The organism is Halomonas sp. BN3-1 (assembly GCF_003056325.1).
GTDB classification, from domain to species: Bacteria; Pseudomonadota; Gammaproteobacteria; order Pseudomonadales; family Halomonadaceae; genus Halomonas; species Halomonas litopenaei.
Genome location: NZ_PYVV01000024.1, coordinates 18,047 through 36,513, shown reverse-complemented (window position 1 = coordinate 36,513; position 18,467 = coordinate 18,047). Strand labels below are relative to the sequence as shown.

At 64.5% G+C, this 18,467-nt stretch carries 20 protein-coding genes; 10 read left to right on the top strand and 10 right to left on the bottom strand.

Features of this window, described 5'->3' with window-relative positions; all coding sequences use genetic code 11:
• From C9F12_RS21760 to C9F12_RS21750, 3 genes are all read left to right on the top strand, one after another.
• Positions 1-278, top strand: a 278-nt coding sequence (locus C9F12_RS21760) for a TRAP transporter large permease subunit (RefSeq protein ID WP_162816550.1), incomplete at its 5' end; no start/stop codon positions are given.
• Positions 279-370: 92 nt separating this feature from the next.
• Positions 371-1,045: a 2-dehydro-3-deoxy-6-phosphogalactonate aldolase gene (locus C9F12_RS21755; protein ID WP_108450193.1), complete on the top strand. Its 675-nt coding sequence runs from the start codon at positions 371-373 to the stop codon at positions 1,043-1,045.
• Positions 1,042-1,950 (top strand): 2-dehydro-3-deoxygalactonokinase, encoded by a 909-nt coding sequence (locus C9F12_RS21750; RefSeq protein WP_108450192.1) that lies wholly within the window; start codon positions 1,042-1,044, stop codon positions 1,948-1,950. Before C9F12_RS21755 ends, C9F12_RS21750 begins: the two co-directional genes overlap by 4 nt.
• 336 nt (positions 1,951-2,286) lie before the next feature.
• On the opposite strand, the gene C9F12_RS21745 is transcribed toward C9F12_RS21750, so the two are convergent.
• The 10 genes from C9F12_RS21745 to C9F12_RS21705 form a co-directional block, all read right to left on the bottom strand.
• Entirely contained in the window at positions 2,287-2,595 is a 309-nt protein-coding gene (locus C9F12_RS21745) for a hypothetical protein (RefSeq protein ID WP_045995291.1), read from the bottom strand.
• 380 nt (positions 2,596-2,975) lie between these two features.
• Positions 2,976-3,461 carry a gluconokinase gene (locus tag C9F12_RS21740; protein ID WP_345840329.1) on the bottom strand — a complete coding sequence of 162 codons (486 nt, stop codon included), beginning with the start codon at positions 3,459-3,461 and terminating at the stop codon, positions 2,976-2,978.
• Between the two features lie 198 nt (positions 3,462-3,659).
• Entirely contained in the window at positions 3,660-4,517 is an 858-nt protein-coding gene (locus tag C9F12_RS21735; RefSeq protein ID WP_108450190.1) for a nitrilase-related carbon-nitrogen hydrolase, read from the bottom strand.
• Positions 4,518-4,577: 60 nt separating this feature from the next.
• Positions 4,578-4,754, bottom strand: a complete 177-nt coding sequence (locus tag C9F12_RS22685) for a hypothetical protein (RefSeq protein ID WP_162816549.1) — start codon at positions 4,752-4,754, stop codon at positions 4,578-4,580.
• Positions 4,755-4,894: 140 nt separating this feature from the next.
• Positions 4,895-5,644 carry an SDR family oxidoreductase gene (locus tag C9F12_RS21730; protein ID WP_108450189.1) on the bottom strand — a complete coding sequence of 250 codons (750 nt, stop codon included), beginning with the start codon at positions 5,642-5,644 and terminating at the stop codon, positions 4,895-4,897.
• 154 nt (positions 5,645-5,798) lie between these two features.
• Positions 5,799-7,106, bottom strand: a complete 1,308-nt coding sequence (locus tag C9F12_RS21725; protein ID WP_108450188.1) for an MmgE/PrpD family protein — start codon at positions 7,104-7,106, stop codon at positions 5,799-5,801.
• Positions 7,107-7,379: 273 nt separating this feature from the next.
• Positions 7,380-8,273: a glycine betaine ABC transporter substrate-binding protein gene (locus C9F12_RS21720; RefSeq protein WP_108450187.1), complete on the bottom strand. Its 894-nt coding sequence runs from the start codon at positions 8,271-8,273 to the stop codon at positions 7,380-7,382.
• A 45-nt stretch (positions 8,274-8,318) separates the two neighbouring features.
• Positions 8,319-9,050, bottom strand: a complete 732-nt coding sequence (locus tag C9F12_RS21715) for an ABC transporter permease (RefSeq protein ID WP_045995113.1) — start codon at positions 9,048-9,050, stop codon at positions 8,319-8,321.
• A 4-nt stretch (positions 9,051-9,054) separates the two neighbouring features.
• Positions 9,055-10,215, bottom strand: coding sequence for an ABC transporter ATP-binding protein (locus tag C9F12_RS21710; protein ID WP_045995114.1), 1,161 nt, complete (start codon positions 10,213-10,215; stop codon positions 9,055-9,057).
• Between the two features lie 187 nt (positions 10,216-10,402).
• Positions 10,403-11,068 carry an ABC transporter permease gene (locus C9F12_RS21705; protein WP_045995115.1) on the bottom strand — a complete coding sequence of 222 codons (666 nt, stop codon included), beginning with the start codon at positions 11,066-11,068 and terminating at the stop codon, positions 10,403-10,405.
• Between the two features lie 430 nt (positions 11,069-11,498).
• Here C9F12_RS21705 and C9F12_RS21700 point away from each other — a divergent pair, with 430 nt between their 5' ends.
• From C9F12_RS21700 to C9F12_RS21670, 7 genes are all read left to right on the top strand, one after another.
• Entirely contained in the window at positions 11,499-11,960 is a 462-nt protein-coding gene (locus C9F12_RS21700) for an SUF system Fe-S cluster assembly regulator (protein ID WP_045995116.1), read from the top strand.
• 79 nt (positions 11,961-12,039) lie between these two features.
• Positions 12,040-13,482 carry a Fe-S cluster assembly protein SufB gene (gene sufB / locus C9F12_RS21695; RefSeq protein ID WP_108450186.1) on the top strand — a complete coding sequence of 481 codons (1,443 nt, stop codon included), beginning with the start codon at positions 12,040-12,042 and terminating at the stop codon, positions 13,480-13,482.
• Positions 13,483-13,557: 75 nt separating this feature from the next.
• Positions 13,558-14,310 (top strand): Fe-S cluster assembly ATPase SufC, encoded by a 753-nt coding sequence (gene sufC, locus C9F12_RS21690; RefSeq protein ID WP_045995118.1) that lies wholly within the window; start codon positions 13,558-13,560, stop codon positions 14,308-14,310.
• Positions 14,307-15,653 (top strand): Fe-S cluster assembly protein SufD, encoded by a 1,347-nt coding sequence (sufD, locus tag C9F12_RS21685; RefSeq protein ID WP_108450185.1) that lies wholly within the window; start codon positions 14,307-14,309, stop codon positions 15,651-15,653. Before sufC ends, sufD begins: the two co-directional genes overlap by 4 nt.
• 2 nt (positions 15,654-15,655) lie before the next feature.
• Complete coding sequence (locus tag C9F12_RS21680) at positions 15,656-16,897, top strand: cysteine desulfurase (RefSeq protein ID WP_108450184.1); 1,242 nt, start codon at positions 15,656-15,658, stop codon at positions 16,895-16,897.
• Between the two features lie 86 nt (positions 16,898-16,983).
• The gene (gene sufT, locus C9F12_RS21675) at positions 16,984-17,556 is read left to right on the top strand and encodes a putative Fe-S cluster assembly protein SufT (RefSeq protein WP_045995121.1); all 573 of its coding nucleotides are present in this window, start codon (positions 16,984-16,986) and stop codon (positions 17,554-17,556) included.
• Between the two features lie 58 nt (positions 17,557-17,614).
• Positions 17,615-18,391 (top strand): ElyC/SanA/YdcF family protein, encoded by a 777-nt coding sequence (locus tag C9F12_RS21670; RefSeq protein ID WP_108450183.1) that lies wholly within the window; start codon positions 17,615-17,617, stop codon positions 18,389-18,391.
• The last annotated feature ends 76 nt before the right edge of the window (positions 18,392-18,467 follow it).

The window sequence follows — 18,467 nt, the reverse complement described above, 5'->3', positions numbered from 1 at the left end:
TCGGGGTGGCCATGCTGACCCTGCCGATCTTCGTGCCGATCATCGTGCAGCTGGGCTACAGCCCGATCTGGTTCGGCATCCTGTTCGCGGTGAACATGCAGGTGTCCTTCCTGTCGCCGCCGTTCGGACCCGCGGCCTTCTACCTGAAGGGTGTGGCGCCACCGGAGGTCAGCCTCAAGGACATCTTCGTCGCGGTGCTGCCCTTTATCGCCCTGCAGCTATGTGTACTCGCGGCGCTGCTGGTGTGGCCCGAGATGGCCATGTGGCTAGTCAACTAGGTCTGAACCCTGACGGCGAAGGGCGGCATCAGCCGCCCTTCGCTTTATCATGGGGCTGAGTTTTCCTTCTTTTCGACTTCGAGGACTTTGCGATGAACGACGCTCAACGTCGCGTGCTGGACGCTGCCATGGCCGAGACGCCGCTGGTGGCGATCCTGCGTGGTATCACGCCGGACGAGATCGAGCCGGTCTGTCACGCCCTGGTCGAGGCCGGTTTCCGGCTGATCGAGATTCCGCTCAACTCGCCCAAGCCCTGGGTCAGCATCGAGCGCGCCGTGGCCTGTTGCCCCGACGACGTCTTGATCGGTGCCGGCACGGTGCTCGACGAAGACGATACCGCTCGGCTTGCCGCGCTCGGGGCGCCGTTGATGATCACCCCCAACACCGAGGCCGAGCTGGTGGCGCTGGGCGCCGAGCGTGGGCTTGCGCCGATGATCGGCTGCATGACCCCGACCGAAGCCTTGGCCGCGGTGCGGGCAGGGGCGATGGCACTCAAGCTGTTCCCGGCGGCACGCCTGGGCACCGGCTACTTCAAGGACATCAGTGCGATCCTGCCCAAGGGACTGCCGGTGCTGGCGGTGGGCGGTATCGATCGCTCCAACATGGCCGAGTGGCATGCCGTCGGCATCGCCGGCTTCGGTTTCGGCAGCAACCTCTACAAGCCCGGACGCAGCGCCGCCGAGGTGGGGGAGGTCGCACGCGAGCTGGTGGCCGAATGGCAGCGTCTGGCGGCTGACCAGGCAGGCCAGCAAGGGGGTGGCGCATGAGCCGGCGGCTGATCGCCATTGACTGGGGAACCAGCAACTTTCGGGCCTTTCTGGTGGACCGCGACAGCGGCGAGTGTCTCGATAGCGTGCGCTCGGATGCCGGGCTCAAGTCGTTGAGCACGGAAGAATTCCCGCATTACTGCGAGGCCCAGGTCGGGGCCTGGCGAAAGGGCGGTGAAGTGCCGGTCTACCTGTCGGGCATGGTCGGCTCGGCGCGGGGCTGGAGCGAGGCACCGCAGCTCGAGGTACCGCGTTCGGCCACCGACCTGGCCGACAATGTCGTAGCGGCGCCGGGGCTGGACAACGCCTGGATCGTGCCTGGCCTCAAGGTGGTGCGCGAGGATCACGTCGACGTGATGCGCGGCGAGGAGATCCAGGCCTTCGGCGCACTGGCGCTGCTGGGCTTGTCCGCCGGGGTCTGCTGTCTGCCGGGCACCCACAGCAAGTGGGCCCGTCTGGAAGGAGAGCGGCTGATCGACTTCTCCACGGTCATGACCGGCGAGCTCTATCATGCGGTGCGGTTTCATACCCTGCCGGGAGAGCCGGCCAGGGGCAGCGACGCCCACGACGCCGATGGCTTTGCCCAGGGCCTGGCGGCGGCGGACCATCCGGCGGGCTTGATGCACGCCCTGTTCGAAGGCCGAAGCCGCCACCTGTACGCAGGGCTTGGCGCCCACCAGGTGGGCAGTTTTCTGTCCGGGGTGCTGATCGGTGCCGAAGTGCTGGCCCAGCGCGAGCATCTGCTGGACCACCAGGGCGCGGTGGTACTGGTCGGCTCGTCCAGTCTCAATCCGCTCTACCGCCAGGCGCTGGAGCGCCAGGGTATTCGCGTCGAGGAAGTCGACAGCGACAAGGCTACCCTGGCCGGGCTGGTTGCCTTGGCTGAACGCCATCGCGCGGGCTGATTGTCTGGGCCATGTCACCAGGGCTGAATTGCCCAAGCCTAGTCACCAAGGCCTGATCACCAGTGTCTTGATCATCGGCGTCATGTCATCAGCGATGATATCTGCACGCCAGCGGTGGGGAGTCGAGGCCGAAGCCGGAGGGGGGGGCAAATGGGCCATCACAGGCATCAAGGACCGGCGACCGATGCAGTTTCTCGACGGTCCTTGATGTCCGCTGGTGCTTGATGCCTATCTAGACTGTTTTCAGGTGCCAGGTGCCAGGTGCCAGGTTTTAGGTACCAAGAACCAGGCGATTACCAGGGACGGCGTGGCCATACAAGGCGCGGCCGCCAGGATTCAGGACGGGCGGAACTCGCCACTGGCGGTGGAGGACAGACCGTCAAAGGCACCATGACCGACAAAGGTCATGTCGTTGAAATCCAGCACGTAGCGCAGCGCCAGCTGTTGCTCCTCGAGTCCGTAGACGAAGATCCGGTGCTCATCGACCGGGGTCGCCAGATAGGCGGAGCTGATGTCCTGAGCTTTCTGGGACGGTGAATTGCCGCCCAGGCGATGGCGCATGCGGGTGGCATTCTCGAAGACGACGCCCCAGGTGGTGCCGTCACAGTTGAATTCAAACGTCTTGCCTACCATTGGATCTGTCATGGGAGCCTCCTGTCTGCTGATATCGACGTGCTGGCCAACTGTACTGACTAATCAGTAACGTTCCGTCCGATAACGTGCTGACGAGTTACGTACTGACCAGCGACGCGCTGATGTCGACGTTCCGTTGTCGACGGCCGGTTGTTGCCGCGATTTACCGGGATGCGGTTAACGCTGTTCGCCGTCGGTACTGGTGGTCGACCAGAGTTGCAACATGACGACTTGGTGACAATTCTACGGACTTCATTACTGCTGCATGGGCGAGAAACTTTGCCTTCGCGCTATCACCGAGAAAAAAGCTGACAGTAGCCTGTCAGGAAAGGGCGACGCCGAGGTCGGGTCGGGTCTCACTGCGACAGGTCGTTCAGCGCTGGCATCCAGGACTACCGACGGCTCGCAAGCTGTGCCAGGAAGTCATCGATGATGGCATCGGGGGGCATCTGGATGTCGCAACGGATGGCCTCGTCATCGCCTGGCATTTCCAGGGTGGCGAGCTGACTCCTGAGCATATGCTCGCCGGCGAAGAAGTGCTGTCCACGGCTGTTCAGCCGCTCCAGCAGGACCTCGTAGCTGCCATGCAGATAAAGAATCTCAAGCGCGGGTGCTCCTTCACGCAGCAGGTTACGGTACTGGCGCTTGAGCGCCGAGCAGCCGATGACAAGCGATTGTCCCTGCTGCTGATGCTCCCGGTAGAGCCCTGCCAGGGTGGCAAGCCAGCCCTGCCGATCCTCGTCGGTGAGCGGTTCTCCGCGGGACATCTTGGCGATGTTTTCGGGGCTGTGATGGTCATCACCGTCGATAAACAACGCGCCGGTTCGTTCGGCCAGCAGTTTGCCGATATACGATTTTCCCGAACCGGACACGCCCATGACGAGCAGGCAAGAAGGAGAGGAAAGGCCGCAGGATCGAGACGATGTTGTCATAGGTGGCGCCGAAAATTGTCTGCAAGATGGAAGCGTTATCCTAGCATTTTCACCTTGAGAATTCTCGACGCCGGGCGTCTCGATTCCGTTGTCGAAAGCGCTGTCGATACCGGTGTCGAAAGCGCTATGCGAACCGGCGCTGTATCAGCGATAGCCGCTCATCAGTTCGCGAATCAGGGGGCTGTCGGCGTCACGCAGGGTCGGCAGTTCGAAGCGTGCCCTGGCGATGGCGGTACGCGACAGTTCGGCGCAGATCAGGGTCTCGCGATCCTCGGCCTCGGCCAGGCTCTCGCCGCGTGGCCCGAGGATGCGCGATCCGCCCCAGAAATGGCTGTCGCCTTCGGGTCCATAGCGGTTGGCCATCAACACCGGTGTGCCATAGGTCATGGCGTAGAAGCGCACGTTGAGCGCCCAGTTTTCCTCGTTGGAAAAGTCCTCGGAGACGATGCCGGAGGCCGAATTGATCGGTGCACACAGTACCGTCGGCCGTGCCAGCAGGGCGGCATGCACCAGCGCCGGATTCCACAGGTCGGCGCAGATCATCGAGGTGGTGCTCCAGCCGGGACGCACCGCCACCTCGGTCAGCCTGGCGCCATGGCTGAACCACTTGCCTTCCTCGAGTCCGCCGTAGGTGGGCAGGTTGAGCTTGCGGTGGACCGCCGCGATGCGACCGTCCTGGAGGATCGCCAGGGCGTTGTAGATCTCGCCGGGGCTCGCTTCCTCGACGAAGCCGACGATGACCTGCATGCCGGCGGCCGCCTTGGCCAGCTGGACCAGCCGTGGGTCTTCCGATGGCATGGCCACCTCCAGCACCCGCGGGCCCAGGCCGTAACCGGTCAACGAGAGCTCGGGAAAGACCAGCAATTCCACGCCACGACGGCGGGCGTCATGAATCACGTCGAGGTGATGGGCGAGATTGGCCTCGACGTCACCAAAGCGCGCGTTGATCTGGGCGCAGGCGACCTGTAGCTGGTCCTGATGCTGCTTGGCCTGATGCTGCATTGCTGGAATTCCTGAGGGTGGGGGCAGGGCGCCACAAGGTGCCGCAATTTGCCCGGCGGATCAACGTTCCTCACTGCTGTCGCTGTTGTCTCTGCTGCGCCCGGGCGTTGCGTCGCGGATGGCGTCGCTTTCCTGGGGAGGCTGCAGCTTGCGTTTGAGCAGGCGAAAGCCGATCCAGTGGAAGACCACCAGCCCGACGAGGACCGCGACGATAAGGAGATAGAAGCGAGTGTCCATAGAAGCGGCTCCGTTTGAGGCCCCGGACCGCCCGGGGCCGAAAAAATGCCTGACAGCAACATCTTCTATGCGTCAAAAAGACAGACGGCGAGGCGACCTGGGTCACGAGCCGACGAAACCAGGCGCTTGTCAGACGAGCCCTAACGACCTCCGGCGGGGTCGATAAAGGACCCCGTGACATAGGAGGCCGCGTCGGACAGCAGCCAGACGATGGCCTCGGCGACCTCTTCCGGACGACCGGCACGCCCCAGCGGACAGCCGGGCCCGAGTTCAGCCAGCCGCTCCGGTCGACCTGCCCGGGCATGGATATCGGTCTCGATCAGCCCTGGACGTACGGCATTGACGCGAATGCCACGGGGGCCCAGTTCCTTGCTCAAGCCGATGGTCAGCGTATCCAGTGCGCCCTTGCTGGCGGCGTAGTCGACGTACTCGTTGGGTGAGCCCAGGCGAGAGGCCATGGAGCTGACGTTGACCAGGGCGCCATGGTCGATCAGGGCGCGCGCGGCTTCCCGGGCGACCAGCAGGGCGCCGAGCACATTGGTGTCGACCACCTGACGCAGGCGCTCCACTGACATATCCGTCAGTGCCATGGAGGGCGCCACGATGCCGGCGTTGTTGACCACCCCGGTGATCGGGCCCAGACGTTGTCGCGTGCTGGCAAACAGCGCCATCACCTGGGCCTCCTCGACCACGTCGGCCTGAAGGGCAATGGCGCCGTCTTCGCCGGTCAGCGCCTGACAGGCTGCCAGGGTGTCCCGGGCGGCAGCGTCATCGCTGCGGTAGCTGAAGGCGACTCGCGCACCGGCACGGGCGCAGGCCAGGGCGGTGGCGCGGCCGATGCCGCGGGAGCCGCCGGTGATCAAGATGACGTCGGAGGGGGCGAAAGGCATGTCGAATCCTCGGGTAGCGGTCTCATCTGCCTATCCTTGGCGCTTTCACGGCGCTTGTCACCTTTGCCACCTTTGTCACCCATGGCACCTTTGTCACCCTAGCCACCTCCCGTCTTGTTCGACGCCCTGGGCTCGCGCGTTCAAGCTCGCGCGTTCAAGGTTGTCCCAGCAACCTCCGCAGATCGCCGATGGGGCGTGTTTCCAGGGTGCCGACGACCTCCTCGATCTCATTGGCGCGTGCGCCCAGCACCGGGCTCGCCAGGGCCTGAAACTTGGCTGCGATCTCGTCATCGCTCAGCGGATTGTGAGGATTGCCACGGGCTTCCATGGCAGGGCTTTGAATACGGCGACCATCGCGCAGGTGCAGCGTAGCGCTGGCCCAGCGCTCGGCCGGGAAGCGTGCGTTGCAGTCATCGCATTCGGTGATCGTCACCCGCCGTGACAGCGCCACGAGATCGTCGTCGCCGAGATCCCGGCTGATGGCGGCGACGTCGATGGTGCCTCGATCGAGGGCGCAGGCGACCGACCAGGGCAGGCTGTACTGGGCCTGTTCGGTCGTGGTCGGGGCGATGGTATGAAGGCGTCTGGCCTCGTGGAAGGTGGTGATCTCGATGCGTTCGATATTGTCCACCTGGCGTTCGGCGGCGGGTATGGCGAGTACCGCCTCCACCGCCGGCTGGGCCCAGCGGCATACCGGATAGGCCTTGAAGTACTGTTCCGACAGGTAGTCACGCCGTCCCAGATCACCCCATACCGCGGCTTGCTGCTCGTCGCACAGGGTCACCGCCGGGGCGCCGGTGAAGCCGTCCTCGGCCAGCAGCGTGGCCGCGACGCCGGCCTGGGCACCCCAGCCGCTGCCATCCTTGAGCATGGTGGGGTGATCGATGCAGCGCATCATCTGGCTGCGTGGACCATAGAATTCGGCGATGCCGAGGGCGTGTTCCAGCTGGGCCGGGTCGAGGCCCTTGAGGCGCGCGGTCACCGCTGCCACACCGAGGGCATTCCAGGCCCCCGAGGTGTGGTAGTCGGGGCTCGAGGCGTGCAGCGCGATGCCGGCCCGGGTGGCGATCTCGTAGCCCATCGCCAGCAGGCCGAGAAAATCCCTGCCGCTGACCTTGTCGATCTCGGGCAGCGCCAGCAGTCCCGGCAGGATGGCGACGCCGGCGTGGCCCTTGGTCAGCACCTGACCGTCGTGGGCGTCGAGTGCATCGATCAGCCAGGCACCGTGCAGCGCGACGCCGGTAGCCGACGCCGTTGACGACGCGAACAGCAAGGGGCGATCCCCCGCGTGCTGCCCCCTGACGTAGCGGCGTGCGTGCTCGGCCAGGGCAGTGTCGGTGGCGCCGGCAGCGACGCCGATCAGGTCGATCAGGCAGCGCTTGGCGTGGCGGCACCGAGCGTCATCGAGGCGGTCGAGGGGAGACGTGAGGATCCAGTGGATGACGTCCCGGGAAGTGCTCATGGGGAGGTCCTTTGTCGAACAGGGGAGCAGCAAGGGAGGAGGCGGGGCGACCGGTTGTTGCTGGTTGAGTGCCCGGTTGCCGCACGCTGGCGAGCTAGGGCTTGTCTGAAAAGTGCCTGCGCTCGGTAATACGGCGTTAAAAATCGGATCAACATGCTCATTTACACCCCGTAAACTGCGCTGTCTCACCGATTTTTGCCTTGTCTAACCTTCGCTCGTCGACTTTTCGGACAGCGCCTAAGAAAAAGGCCCCCGAACGGGGGCCTTGAAGGGTCACAGCAGGTCGTTGTCCTCGAGGAAGGACTCGGCGACGTCCTCGATGGTCTCGCGCTCGACGTCCACTCGGGCGTTGAGGCTCGCCATGGTGTCGTCATCGAGCAGCGCCGACAGCGCGTTCATCTGCTCTGCGAGCTCCGGGTTGGCGTCCAGGGTGTCCTGGCGGACCACCGGGGTCAGGGCGTAGGCCGGGAAGAAGCCCTGGTCGTCTTCGAGGATCTGGAAGTCGAAGGCCGGCACACGACCGTCGGTGGCAAACACCAGGCCGATATCGACCTGGCCGTCGCGCAGCGCCTGATAGACCAGGCCGGAGTCCATGCGCTTGACGGCGCCACGCTCGACGCGGAAGTCGTAGGCGCGCTGCAGCGGACGCCAGCCGTCTTCGCGGGCGTAGAACTCGGCGTTCATGGCAAAGGCAAGCTCTTCACCGTCATTCACCGCGGACGCCAGGTCGGACAGCGTACTGATGCCCGTTTCCTCCACGCTTTCGGCGCGCATGGCCAGGGCGTAGGTGTTGTTGGCGGCGGAAGGCTCGAGCCACACCAGGCCCTTCTCTCCGTCCAGTTCCTTGACGCGCAGGTAGGTCTCGTCGGCGGACAGCGATTCGGTGACGTCGTTGTAGTTGATCAGCGAGGTGCCGGTGTACTCCCAGTAGAGGTCGATCTGGCCGTTTTCCTGAGCCTGGCGCAGCACCGCCGAGCCCATGCCGGCGCGGGTGTCGACGTCGTAGCCGAGCCCGTCCAGATACTGGGTGGTCATGCTGGCCAGCAGTTGCTGCTCGGTGAAGTTCTTGCCACCGATCACGATCTCGTCGGCACTGGCGGTCGTCGTGGCGGTAGCCGTAGCGGTAAACAGGGCCAGGCCGGTCAGGGTGGTCATCAGGGTCTTCATGCGAATATCTCCTTGCAGGGTGTCGTTGTTGGAAAGCCGAGGTGTTCAGGCCCGCGCCGGATTGACGCCGCGCGGCACCACGATGAAGGCCACGCCGGCCACCAGGGCGTCCACCAGGATCGCCAGCAGGGCGGTGGGGATGGCCCCGGACAGCATCATGATCGGATCGTAGAGATCGATGCCGGTGAAGATCAGCTCACCCAGTCCGCCTGCGCCGATCAAAAAGGCCAGGGGCACCGTGCCGACGTTGATGGTCAGGGCGGTACGGATACCGGCGAAGATGACGTAGAGGGCATTGGGCAGTTCCACCTTGAAAAGGCGCTGGGTCGGTGACATGCCGATCCCGGCAGCGGCCTCCTTGAGCGCCGGTGAGACGCCCTTGAGTCCGGCGTAGGTGTTGCGCGCGATGGGTAGCAGGGTGGCCACGAACAGGCCAAACACCGCCGGCACGGTACCGATGCCGAGAAAGCTCATGGACAGCGCCAGCACCGCCAGGGTGGGGATGGTGGTGCCGACGTTGAGCACCTGCATCATCGATTCCGCGGCCTTGGCCATGCTCGGGCGCGACAGCCACACCCCCAGCGGGATCGCGACCAGGATCGCCAGGCTGCCCGACAGGAAGGTCAGCCACAGGTGCTGGACCACCAGATACTGGACGTCGGGCAGGTACCACAGGAAGTCATCGATGGCGCCGCTGGCCTGGGCCCATACCCCGAGCAGGAAGATGACAATCAGGGCAAGGACGAGTCCGGCGCTTTTCAGGCTTCGAATCAGCATCGGCTCACTCCTTGGGCTCGGCGGCCACGGCGGACGTCTCGCGCTGCTTGGTACGGAAGCGGGCGCCCAGGTGGTGGGTCATGGCGCGTTGGGTGATCTGCCCGCAGACGCGGCCCTCCTCGTCGACGCAGGGCAGCCAGGTGATGTCCTGGGCGAACATCAGCGAGGCCACCTTGCGCAGGTCGTCGTCGAGACTCACCGTGGCCGGCACGTTCTGGAAGTGGTCGCGGCAGTAGCCCTTGGTGGTGCGGGCCAGGGAGCGGCTGATCAGACCCACCGGCTGGCGCTTGTCGTTGATCATCAGGATCGAATTCTGGTAGCCGAAGTCGTCGATGCGTGCGAGCGCCGTGGTCAGGGTGTCCTCCGGCTTGACGGTACCGATCTCATCGCTGACCACTTCGGCGACCTTGACCAGATTCAGCCGCTTGAGCGCGCGGTCCTCGCCCAGGAAGGACTCGACGAAGGCATTCTTCGGCGCCGCCAGCAGGTCGTCGGGGGACGAGTACTGCACCAGCTTGCCCTCACGGAAGACCGCGACCCGATCCCCCATCTTGATCGCCTCGTCGATATCGTGGCTGACGAACATGATGGTCTTCTTCAGGTCCTGCTGCATCTTCAGGAATTCATCCTGGATCACCGCCCGGTTGATCGGGTCGATGGCGCCGAAGGGCTCGTCCATCAGCATCACGGGGGGATCGGCGGCCAGTGCCCGGGCCACACCGATACGCTGCTGCTGACCACCGGACAGCTCGGACGGATAGCGCTTGAGAAAGGCGTCGGGTTCCAGCGCGATCATGCGCATCAGCTCGCGGGCACGCTCCTTGTAGCGCGCCTTGTCCCAGCCCAGCAGCTTGGGCACCACCGCGATGTTCTCCTCGATGGTCATGTTGGGGAACAGGCCGATCTGCTGGATGACGTAGCCGATGTTGCGGCGCAGGTCCTGGGTGTCCATGCCGGTGGTGTCATCGCCATTGATGAACACCTTGCCGGAGGAGGGCTTCACGATCCGGTTGATCATCTTGAGGGTGGTGGTCTTGCCGCAGCCGGAGGGGCCGAGCAGGATGCAGATCTCGCCGCTGGGGACCTCCATGTTGATGTGGTCGGCGGCGACGACCGCGCCCTTGGGCGTATCGAAGACCTTGGTCAGGTTTTCCAGACGAATCATGAGCAAATCCTTGTATGCAAGTCGGCGTCGGCGAGCTCCGGGTCGTCGATGGGCGTCGACGGTGCCGCTGTCGAGGCGGCGGCTCACCTGTTGTCGTATCGACGTTCCGGCTGCGCTCGGGCGGTGTGGCGTACAGGACGCCAGCCGCCGCAGCGGCATTTCCGCGACGTTGCCGGAACACAAATGATCAGGCGGCGTTGGCGGCGCCTTCCATGCCCTTGGGCGTGAAGCGCTTCTGCACCGCCAGCAGGCCGTAGTCGACGATGATCGCCAGCAGGCTGACCGCCACCGCGCCGACGATCAGCTGGCGCGGGTCGGACTGGGAGATACCACGGCTGATAAAGGTGCCGAGACCGCCAGCGCCGATATAGGCGGCGATCGCCATGACGCCGATATTGAGCACCACGGCGGTGCGCACCCCGGCCATGATCACCGGCACCGCCAGCGGGATCTCGACCATCCGCAGGCGTTGCCGGTGGCTCATGCCGATGCCACGGGCAGCCTCGCGCAGGGCCGGGTCGACGTTGTTGATGGCGGTGTAGGTGTTACGAATGATCGGTAATTGGGAGTACAGCAGCACCGCGATCACCGCCGGCAGGTAGCCGATGCCCTGACCGATCAGCGACAGCACCGGAATCATGATCCCGAACAGCGCGATGGAGGGCACGGTGACGATAATCGACGCGGCGTAGAGCACCGCCTGGGCGACGCGCTCGTTGCGGGTGATGGCGATGCCGATGGGCACCCCGGTGAGGGTGGCGATGCCGACGGCAACGCCCACCAGCGAGATGTGCTCGAGGGTCCGGGACAACAGCAGGTCGGCGTTGTCCAGGGCGTACTGAATCAGTTCCAAGGCAATAGCTCCTGTCGAGGCCTCGCGGCGGGGTGAGTCGGGCCTGTGAACGACCCTGGGCCAGGACACACGTCATCGGCTCGGCCTGACAAGAGGCGAGGCGTTGCGTTCACTGGCCGTTGATACGGCACAAGCTTAGCAGAATGAAGTATCTATTTGGTTTGTTCATGAATGACGATCTGCAATGACGGGAATTGATGGATCTGATGCTTGGGGGTGAGGCTGTCAACCCGGACGCATAGTTAAAGTAAATGAGAATGATTGGTTTTATTGTGTCTATCGGCAGCGATCGTGTCGAGAACGTGAGGACTATCGACGTGATAGATGTGTGCCGCTCTTCACATGGAGGTTATACAGGACTAAAATGGTCCCCAATCGAAGCAGGGGCTGAGCCCTGCACCGACGAGGGGAACTCCCCGAGGAGATGGGCATGCTGAAGCTTTCCCGGTTGACGGACTATGCGGCGGTGGTGATGGCACAGATCGCACGTCACCCCCAGCAGCCGCACGCCGCCGGAGAGCTCGCCGAAGCGGTGCAGTTGCCTCACCCCACGGTGAGCAAGACGCTGAAGATGCTGGTGCGCGCGGGACTGCTGGTGTCCCGGCGCGGCGCCCAGGGTGGCTACTACCTGGCGCGTCCTGCCTCGGAGATCACCGCCAGCGACATCATCGCGGCCATCGAAGGGCCGGTGGCGGTGACCGAATGCAGCCACGCCGATGGCGAATGCGACCTGGCCTCCACCTGCGGGGTGGCCGACAACTGGCAGCGAGTGTCGCTGGCGATCCGCGAACTGCTCGACAGCATCACCCTGGCGCACCTGGCCGACAGCGCGCCGCTGAAGCTGCCGATTCGCCTGCCGATCCAGAGCATCAGCCTGGCGGCGGAAGCCTGACCAGCGCCTCATCGACATCGACTTCATTACCCTGGGCGGGTAACGCCCGCCGACCGAACCGTCCGGGAGGGGACACATCATGGCAAGTCAGGAAATGGAACAGCTCGTCCGTCGCGAATATAAAGAAGGATTCGTGACCGACATCGAGAGCGACACGATCCCGCCGGGGCTGGATGAAGACACCATCGCCTTCATCTCCAAGAAGAAGGGTGAGCCGCAGTGGATGCTCGATTGGCGCCTGGACGCCTACCGTCAGTGGCTGAAGATGACCGCGCCGTCCTGGGCCCATCTGGACTATCCGCCCATCGACTATCAGGCGATCTCGTATTTCAGCGCGCCCAAGCGTGAGGAAGACAAGCCCCAGAGCCTCGACGAGGTGGACCCCAAGCTGCTCGAGACCTACGAGAAGCTGGGCATCCCGCTGCATGAGCGTGCGGCCCTGGCCGGCGTCGCCGTGGACGCGGTGTTCGACTCGGTGTCGGTGACCACCACCTTCAAGGACAAGCTGGCCGAGGCCGGCGTGATCTTCTGCTCCATCTCCGAGGCGATCCGCGACTACCCGGAACTGGTCAAGCAGTACCTGGGTACCGTGGTGCCGACCAGCGACAACTACTTTGCCGCGCTCAACTCGGCGGTGTTCACCGACGGCTCCTTCGTGTTCGTGCCGGAAGGCGTGACCTGCCCGATGGAGCTGTCCACCTACTTCCGCATCAATGCCGCCAACACCGGCCAGTTCGAGCGCACCCTGATCGTGTGCGAGAAGAAGGCCCAGGTGTCCTACCTGGAAGGCTGCACCGCACCGATGCGCGACGAGAACCAGCTGCACGCCGCGGTGGTGGAACTGGTGGCGCTGGAAGACGCCAGCATCAAGTACTCCACGGTGCAGAACTGGTATCCGGGTGACGAGGACGGCAAGGGCGGCATCTACAACTTCGTCACCAAGCGTGGCGACTGCCGTGGCGACCGTTCCCACATCAGCTGGACCCAGGTCGAGACCGGCTCCGCCATCACCTGGAAGTACCCGTCCTGCATCCTGCGTGGCAAGGACTCCATCGGCGAGTTCTACTCGGTGGCGGTGACCAACGGTCGCCAGCAGGCCGATACCGGCACCAAGATGATCCACCTGGGCGAGGGCTCCAAGTCCACCATCGTCTCCAAGGGTATCTCCGCCGGGCGTTCCAACCAGTCCTATCGTGGTCTGGTCAAGGTCGGCCCGCGGGCCAAGGGCGCGCGCAACTTTACCCAGTGTGATTCGCTGCTGATCGGCGATACCTGCGGTGCCCACACCTTCCCGTACCAGGAGATCGGCAACTCGACGGCCACGGTGGAGCACGAGGCGACCACCTCCAAGATCGGCGAGGATCAGCTGTTCTACTGCCAGAGCCGCGGTATCTCCGAGGAAGACGCGGTCAACATGATCGTCAACGGCTTCTGCAAGGACGTCTTCCAGGAGCTGCCGATGGAGTTTGCGGTCGAGGCAGAGGCGCTGCTCAACGTGACGCTCGAAGGCGCGGTGGGCTGACCCCCGGCGCTATATACCACCCTTATTCGTTTTTCTCCCGCCGCCCGGCGCGGCGGGCATCGCAAAGGTGTCTACATGCTCGAAGTCAAGGATCTCCACGTCACCGTCGAGGGCTCTGAAATCCTCAAGGGTCTGACCCTGTCCATCCAGCCTGGTGAAGTGCACGCCATCATGGGTCCCAATGGCGCCGGCAAGTCGACCCTGTCCGCCGTCATCGCGGGCAAGGACGGCTACGAGGTGACCGCGGGCTCGATCACCTTCGAGGGCAAGGATGTCCTCGAGATGGAGATCGAAGAGCGCGCCCAGGCCGGTCTGCTGCTGGGCTTTCAGTACCCGGTGGAAATCCCGGGGGTCAAGAACATCTACCTGCTCAAGGCGGCGCTCAACGCCCAGCGCGAGGCGCGCGGCGAGGGCGAGATTCCGGCACCCGAGTTCATGAAGCTGATCAAGGAAAAGGTGTCCTTCATGAAGATGGACAACAGCTTCCTGCAGCGTGCCGTCAATGAAGGCTTCTCCGGCGGCGAGAAGAAGCGTAACGAGATCCTGCAGATGCTGGTGCTGCAGCCCAAGCTCGCGATGCTCGACGAGATCGACTCCGGCCTCGACATCGACGCCATGAAGGTGGTGGCCGATGGGGTCAACTCGCTGCGCAGTGAAGATCGCGGCATCCTGCTGGTGACCCACTACCAGCGCCTGCTCGACTACATCGTGCCCGACCACGTCCACGTGCTGGTGAACGGCCGGATCGTCAAGAGCGGCGGCGCCGAGCTTGCCCATGAACTCGAATCCCGTGGCTACGACTGGGTCGTAGAGGAGCCCGCTGCATGAGTGATGTGCAACGCTTTCTCGATCGTCTGAACGAGCGCAGCGAGGCGCGCCGCGGCGAACCCACCTGGATTGCCGCACGGCGCCAGGCCGGTGCGGCCCGCTTCGAGGCGATGGGCTTTCCCGATCGCCGCGTTGAAGAGTGGAAGTACACCGACGTGCGCGCCATCAGTCGCACCGACTTCCAGCTCACAGGCTCTGCCGAGTTTTCCCAGGCCAGCGCCGCTGCCCTGACGCTGCCGCTGGACGCTCACCGTCTGACCTTCGTCGACGGCGTCTTTTCCAACGCCCTGTCGGACCTGTCCGAGCTGCCGGGTGGCGTGCAGGTGCAGCCGCTGTCCCAGGCCCTGGAAGAGAACCACGAGGCCGTCGGCGGCCCGCTGGGGCGCCTGACCGGGGTCGAATTCTCGGCCTTCTCGGCGCTCAACACCGCCTTCTTCGAGGAGGGCGCGCTGGTGCGCCTGGCGCCCGGCACCGTGGTCGACAAGCCCATCGTGCTGCAGTTCCTGTCCCGGGCCAACGAGGCGCCGGTGATGAGCCACCCGCGTATCCTGATCGAGGCGGGCGGACGCAGCCAGGCCACCGTGATCGAACACCATGTGGGTGAAGAGGGCGCCGCCAACTTCACCAACCTGGTGGAAGAGGTGATGCTCGATCGTGGCGCCAACCTGACCCACTACAAGCTGGTGGAGTCGCCCGAGCAGGATCTGCACGTGGCCAGTATCCACGTGGAGCAGTGCCGCGACGCTCAGTTCACCTCCTTCAACATCACCCTCGGTGGTGGGCTGGTGCGCAACGACCTGGTCAGCGACCTCAATGGCCAGGGCGCCGAGGTGACCTTCAATGGTCTGTTCTACGGCCAGAATCGCCAGCACGTGGACAACCACACCCTGGCCAACCACAACGCGCCCCACACCTTCTCCCACGAGAACTACAAGGGCATCCTCGATGACCGCGCCCACGGCGTGTTCAACGGCAAGGTGATCGTCAAGCGCGACAGCCAGAAGATCGAGGCCGACCAGAGCAACGCCAACCTGCTGCTCTCCGATCGCGCCCAGATCGACACCAAGCCCGAGCTCGAGATCTACGCCGACGACGTCAAGTGTTCCCACGGCGCCACCACCGGTCAGCTCGACGAGGAAGCGGTGTTTGCCCTGCGTACCCGCGGGCTGGACGAGGCCACCGCACGGGGACTGCTGACCCTGGCCTTCGCCGGTGAGGTGATGGACCAGGTGAATCTGGACGCGGTGTCCGAGCGGGTCGAGCTGACCGTGGCCGGCAAGCTGCCCGAGCGCTTCCACCTGGCCGGTCTGGTGGAAGCCGCCGTGGCCCTCAACGAGGACTGAGCATGACCCACTTCAGCGATCTGCTGCTCGATGTGGCGAGGGTGCGCAAGGACTTCCCGATCCTCGATCGGGAGGTCCACGGCAAGCCCCTGGTCTATCTGGACAACGCCGCCACCAGCCAGACGCCACGTCAGGTGATCGAGGTGTTCGATCACTACTACAGCCAGATGAATGCCAATATCCATCGTGGCCTTCACACCCTGGCCGACGAGGCCACGGCGGCCTTCGAGGGCACCCGGGAGACCGTGCGTGCCTTTGTGAACGCCTCGAGCACCCGCGAGATCGTGTTCACCCGTGGCACCACCGAGGCGATCAACCTGGTGGCCCAGAGCTGGGGGCGCGCCAACCTCGGTCCCGGTGACGAGGTGCTGATCTCCCAGCTCGAACATCACTCCAATATCGTGCCCTGGCAGCTGCTGGCGGCCGAGCGCGGCTTCACCATCAAGGTGATCCCGGTGGACGAGCGTGGTGCGCTGGATCAGGATGCCTACCGTGACCTGATCGGCGAGCGCACCCGGCTGGTGGCGGTCAATCACGTCTCCAACGCCCTCGGTACCATCAACCCGGTGGCCGAAATGGCCCGGGTCGCCCATCAGCACGATGCGCTGATTCTGGTGGATGGCGCCCAGGCAGCACCCCATGAGCCGATCGATGTTCAGGCCATCGGTGCCGACTTCTACGCATTTTCGGGGCACAAGGTCTATGGTCCCACCGGCGCCGGCGTGCTCTACGGCCGCGAGGCGCTGCTCGAGGCCATGCCGCCCTGGCAGGGTGGCGGCGAGATGATCGCCACGGTGTCCTTCGAGACGCCGACCACCTTTGCCGCCATTCCCCACAAGTTCGAGGCGGGCACGCCGGCCATCGCCGAAGTGATTGCCCTGGGCCGTGCCATCGAATGGGTCAATTCGATCGGCCTTGAGCACATCAGCGCCTGGGAGCATCGCCTGCTCGAGCACGCCACCGAAAGCGTGGCGGCGGTGGATGGCCTTCGCGTGCTGGGCACCGCACCGGACAAGGCGGGCGTTTTGTCCTTTGTGGTCGACGGCGTGCATAGCCAGGATATCGGTCTGTTGATCGATCAGCTCGGTGTGGCGATTCGTACCGGCCACCACTGCGCCCAGCCGCTGCTGGCCCAGTTCGGCGTCGATGCCACCTGTCGCGCTTCCTTTGCGGCCTACAACACCCCGGAGGAAGTCGACGTGCTGGTCGAGAGCCTCCAGCGGGTGATCAGCATGCTGCGCTGAAGCAGCAGGGCGGCTCGGGGCGGCGCGTGCCGCCTCGAGCCCTGGTTGGCAAAGGAGTCATTCGGCGTACCCGCCTAAGGAATTGCATGAGCGAACACGATCAGATTGCTCAACTGAGCAAGGGCCAGCAACTGCCGTTGCAGCGGGACGTGGAGGTCATCTCCATTCCCTTCGGCAAGACGGTGACGCTTGACGAGGACAGCATCGTCTCGGTGATGCAGGCCAAGGGCAGCACCCTGAGTGTTGCCTACGAGGGGCGTCTGTACCTGATCGAGGGGTCCAACCTGGACGCGGTGGGCCTCGAGCCGATGCCACGCCCGACACTGGATCCCGAGGCCGACGACGCGGCGATCGAGGCGTTTGTCTGGGACCAGCTCAGGACCTGTTTCGACCCTGAGATCCCGGTCAATATCGTCGATCTGGGGCTGGTCTACGGTTGTCGTATCGAACGCCTGATCAGTGGTGAGCGCATCGTCACCATTCGCATGACCCTGACCGCCCCCGGCTGTGGCATGGGCGATGTGATCGCGGCGGATGCGCGCAACAAGATTCTGGGAGCACCGCAGATTTCCAAGGTGCATACCGAGATCGTCTTCGATCCCCCCTGGAGTCGTGAGATGATGAGCGACGAGGCCAAGCTGGAACTTGGCATGTTCTGACCCGGCCCTCTCTGGCCCGCGCAGCGGGTCCTGACCTCCGCTGTCAATTGGAATCGTCATGCGCGAGCCGTTGTTCACGATGTTTCGTCGCCTGCTGCTGTGTCTCGGTAGCCTGGTCCTGCTGCTCGCCCTGGCCTTCGTCGCGGCCAACGCCTGGGTGGTGGCCACCACCCGCGATCGCATCGCTCCTCGCCTCGTCGAATGCCGCTCCCATCAGGTCGGCATCGTCTTCGGCACCTCCCACTGGACCCGCAGCGGTACCCGCAATCCCCACTTCGAAGGGCGCATGATCGCCGCCGCCCGATTGATGAACGAGGGACGTCTGCGCCACCTGCTGGTGTCCGGTGACAATGCCACCCGCTACTACAACGAGCCGGTGACCATGTGGCGCGACCTCAAGGAGCGTGGCGTGCGCGAGGTCGACATGACGCTGGACTACGCCGGCTTCAGCACCTTCGATACCCTGGCCAGGGCCCGCGACGTGTTCGAGGTGGAGCGCGCGCTATTGATCACTCAGGACTGGCACCTGCCGCGGGCGTTGTTCATCGCTGATGCCCTGGGGCTCGAGGTCGAGGGCTGCCCGGCGCCGGAGAGGGAGCGTTCTCGCTGGCTGATCCTGCGGGAGTGGGTGGCCCGGGTGGCGACCCTGGGCGATCTCTACCTGTGGCAGCGTGAGCCGCGCTTTCTCGGCCCCCTGGAGCCTTTGAAGATCGCGGCGCCGGCACCTCGCATCGAGGCTCGGAGTCTTCACGAGATCATCGATGAGGTGTTGACCAGAGGCGACGACAGTGTGGCGCCATTGCTGCTGCGCACGCCCGACGCCGGCAAGAACTGAGAGCAGCCGCTTTACCCTGGCATCCGCTTCACCAATAAAAACGCCTTGCCGGCAGAGCCTGGCAAGGCGTTTTCGT

Coding starts and splice junctions, on each gene's coding strand:
- C9F12_RS21755 (WP_108450193.1), top strand. CDS start 371: ATGAACGACGCTCAACGTCGCGTGCTGGACGCTGCCATGGCCGAGACG.
- C9F12_RS21750 (WP_108450192.1), top strand. CDS start 1,042: ATGAGCCGGCGGCTGATCGCCATTGACTGGGGAACCAGCAACTTTCGG.
- C9F12_RS21745 (WP_045995291.1), bottom strand. CDS start 2,595: ATGACAGATCCAATGGTAGGCAAGACGTTTGAATTCAACTGTGACGGC.
- C9F12_RS21740 (WP_345840329.1), bottom strand. CDS start 3,461: ATGGGCGTGTCCGGTTCGGGAAAATCGTATATCGGCAAACTGCTGGCC.
- C9F12_RS21735 (WP_108450190.1), bottom strand. CDS start 4,517: ATGCAGCATCAGGCCAAGCAGCATCAGGACCAGCTACAGGTCGCCTGC.
- C9F12_RS22685 (WP_162816549.1), bottom strand. CDS start 4,754: ATGGACACTCGCTTCTATCTCCTTATCGTCGCGGTCCTCGTCGGGCTG.
- C9F12_RS21730 (WP_108450189.1), bottom strand. CDS start 5,644: ATGCCTTTCGCCCCCTCCGACGTCATCTTGATCACCGGCGGCTCCCGC.
- C9F12_RS21725 (WP_108450188.1), bottom strand. CDS start 7,106: ATGAGCACTTCCCGGGACGTCATCCACTGGATCCTCACGTCTCCCCTC.
- C9F12_RS21720 (WP_108450187.1), bottom strand. CDS start 8,273: ATGAAGACCCTGATGACCACCCTGACCGGCCTGGCCCTGTTTACCGCT.
- C9F12_RS21715 (WP_045995113.1), bottom strand. CDS start 9,050: ATGCTGATTCGAAGCCTGAAAAGCGCCGGACTCGTCCTTGCCCTGATT.
- C9F12_RS21710 (WP_045995114.1), bottom strand. CDS start 10,215: ATGATTCGTCTGGAAAACCTGACCAAGGTCTTCGATACGCCCAAGGGC.
- C9F12_RS21700 (WP_045995116.1), top strand. CDS start 11,499: ATGCTGAAGCTTTCCCGGTTGACGGACTATGCGGCGGTGGTGATGGCA.
- sufB (WP_108450186.1), top strand. CDS start 12,040: ATGGCAAGTCAGGAAATGGAACAGCTCGTCCGTCGCGAATATAAAGAA.
- sufC (WP_045995118.1), top strand. CDS start 13,558: ATGCTCGAAGTCAAGGATCTCCACGTCACCGTCGAGGGCTCTGAAATC.
- sufD (WP_108450185.1), top strand. CDS start 14,307: ATGAGTGATGTGCAACGCTTTCTCGATCGTCTGAACGAGCGCAGCGAG.
- C9F12_RS21680 (WP_108450184.1), top strand. CDS start 15,656: ATGACCCACTTCAGCGATCTGCTGCTCGATGTGGCGAGGGTGCGCAAG.
- sufT (WP_045995121.1), top strand. CDS start 16,984: ATGAGCGAACACGATCAGATTGCTCAACTGAGCAAGGGCCAGCAACTG.
- C9F12_RS21670 (WP_108450183.1), top strand. CDS start 17,615: ATGCGCGAGCCGTTGTTCACGATGTTTCGTCGCCTGCTGCTGTGTCTC.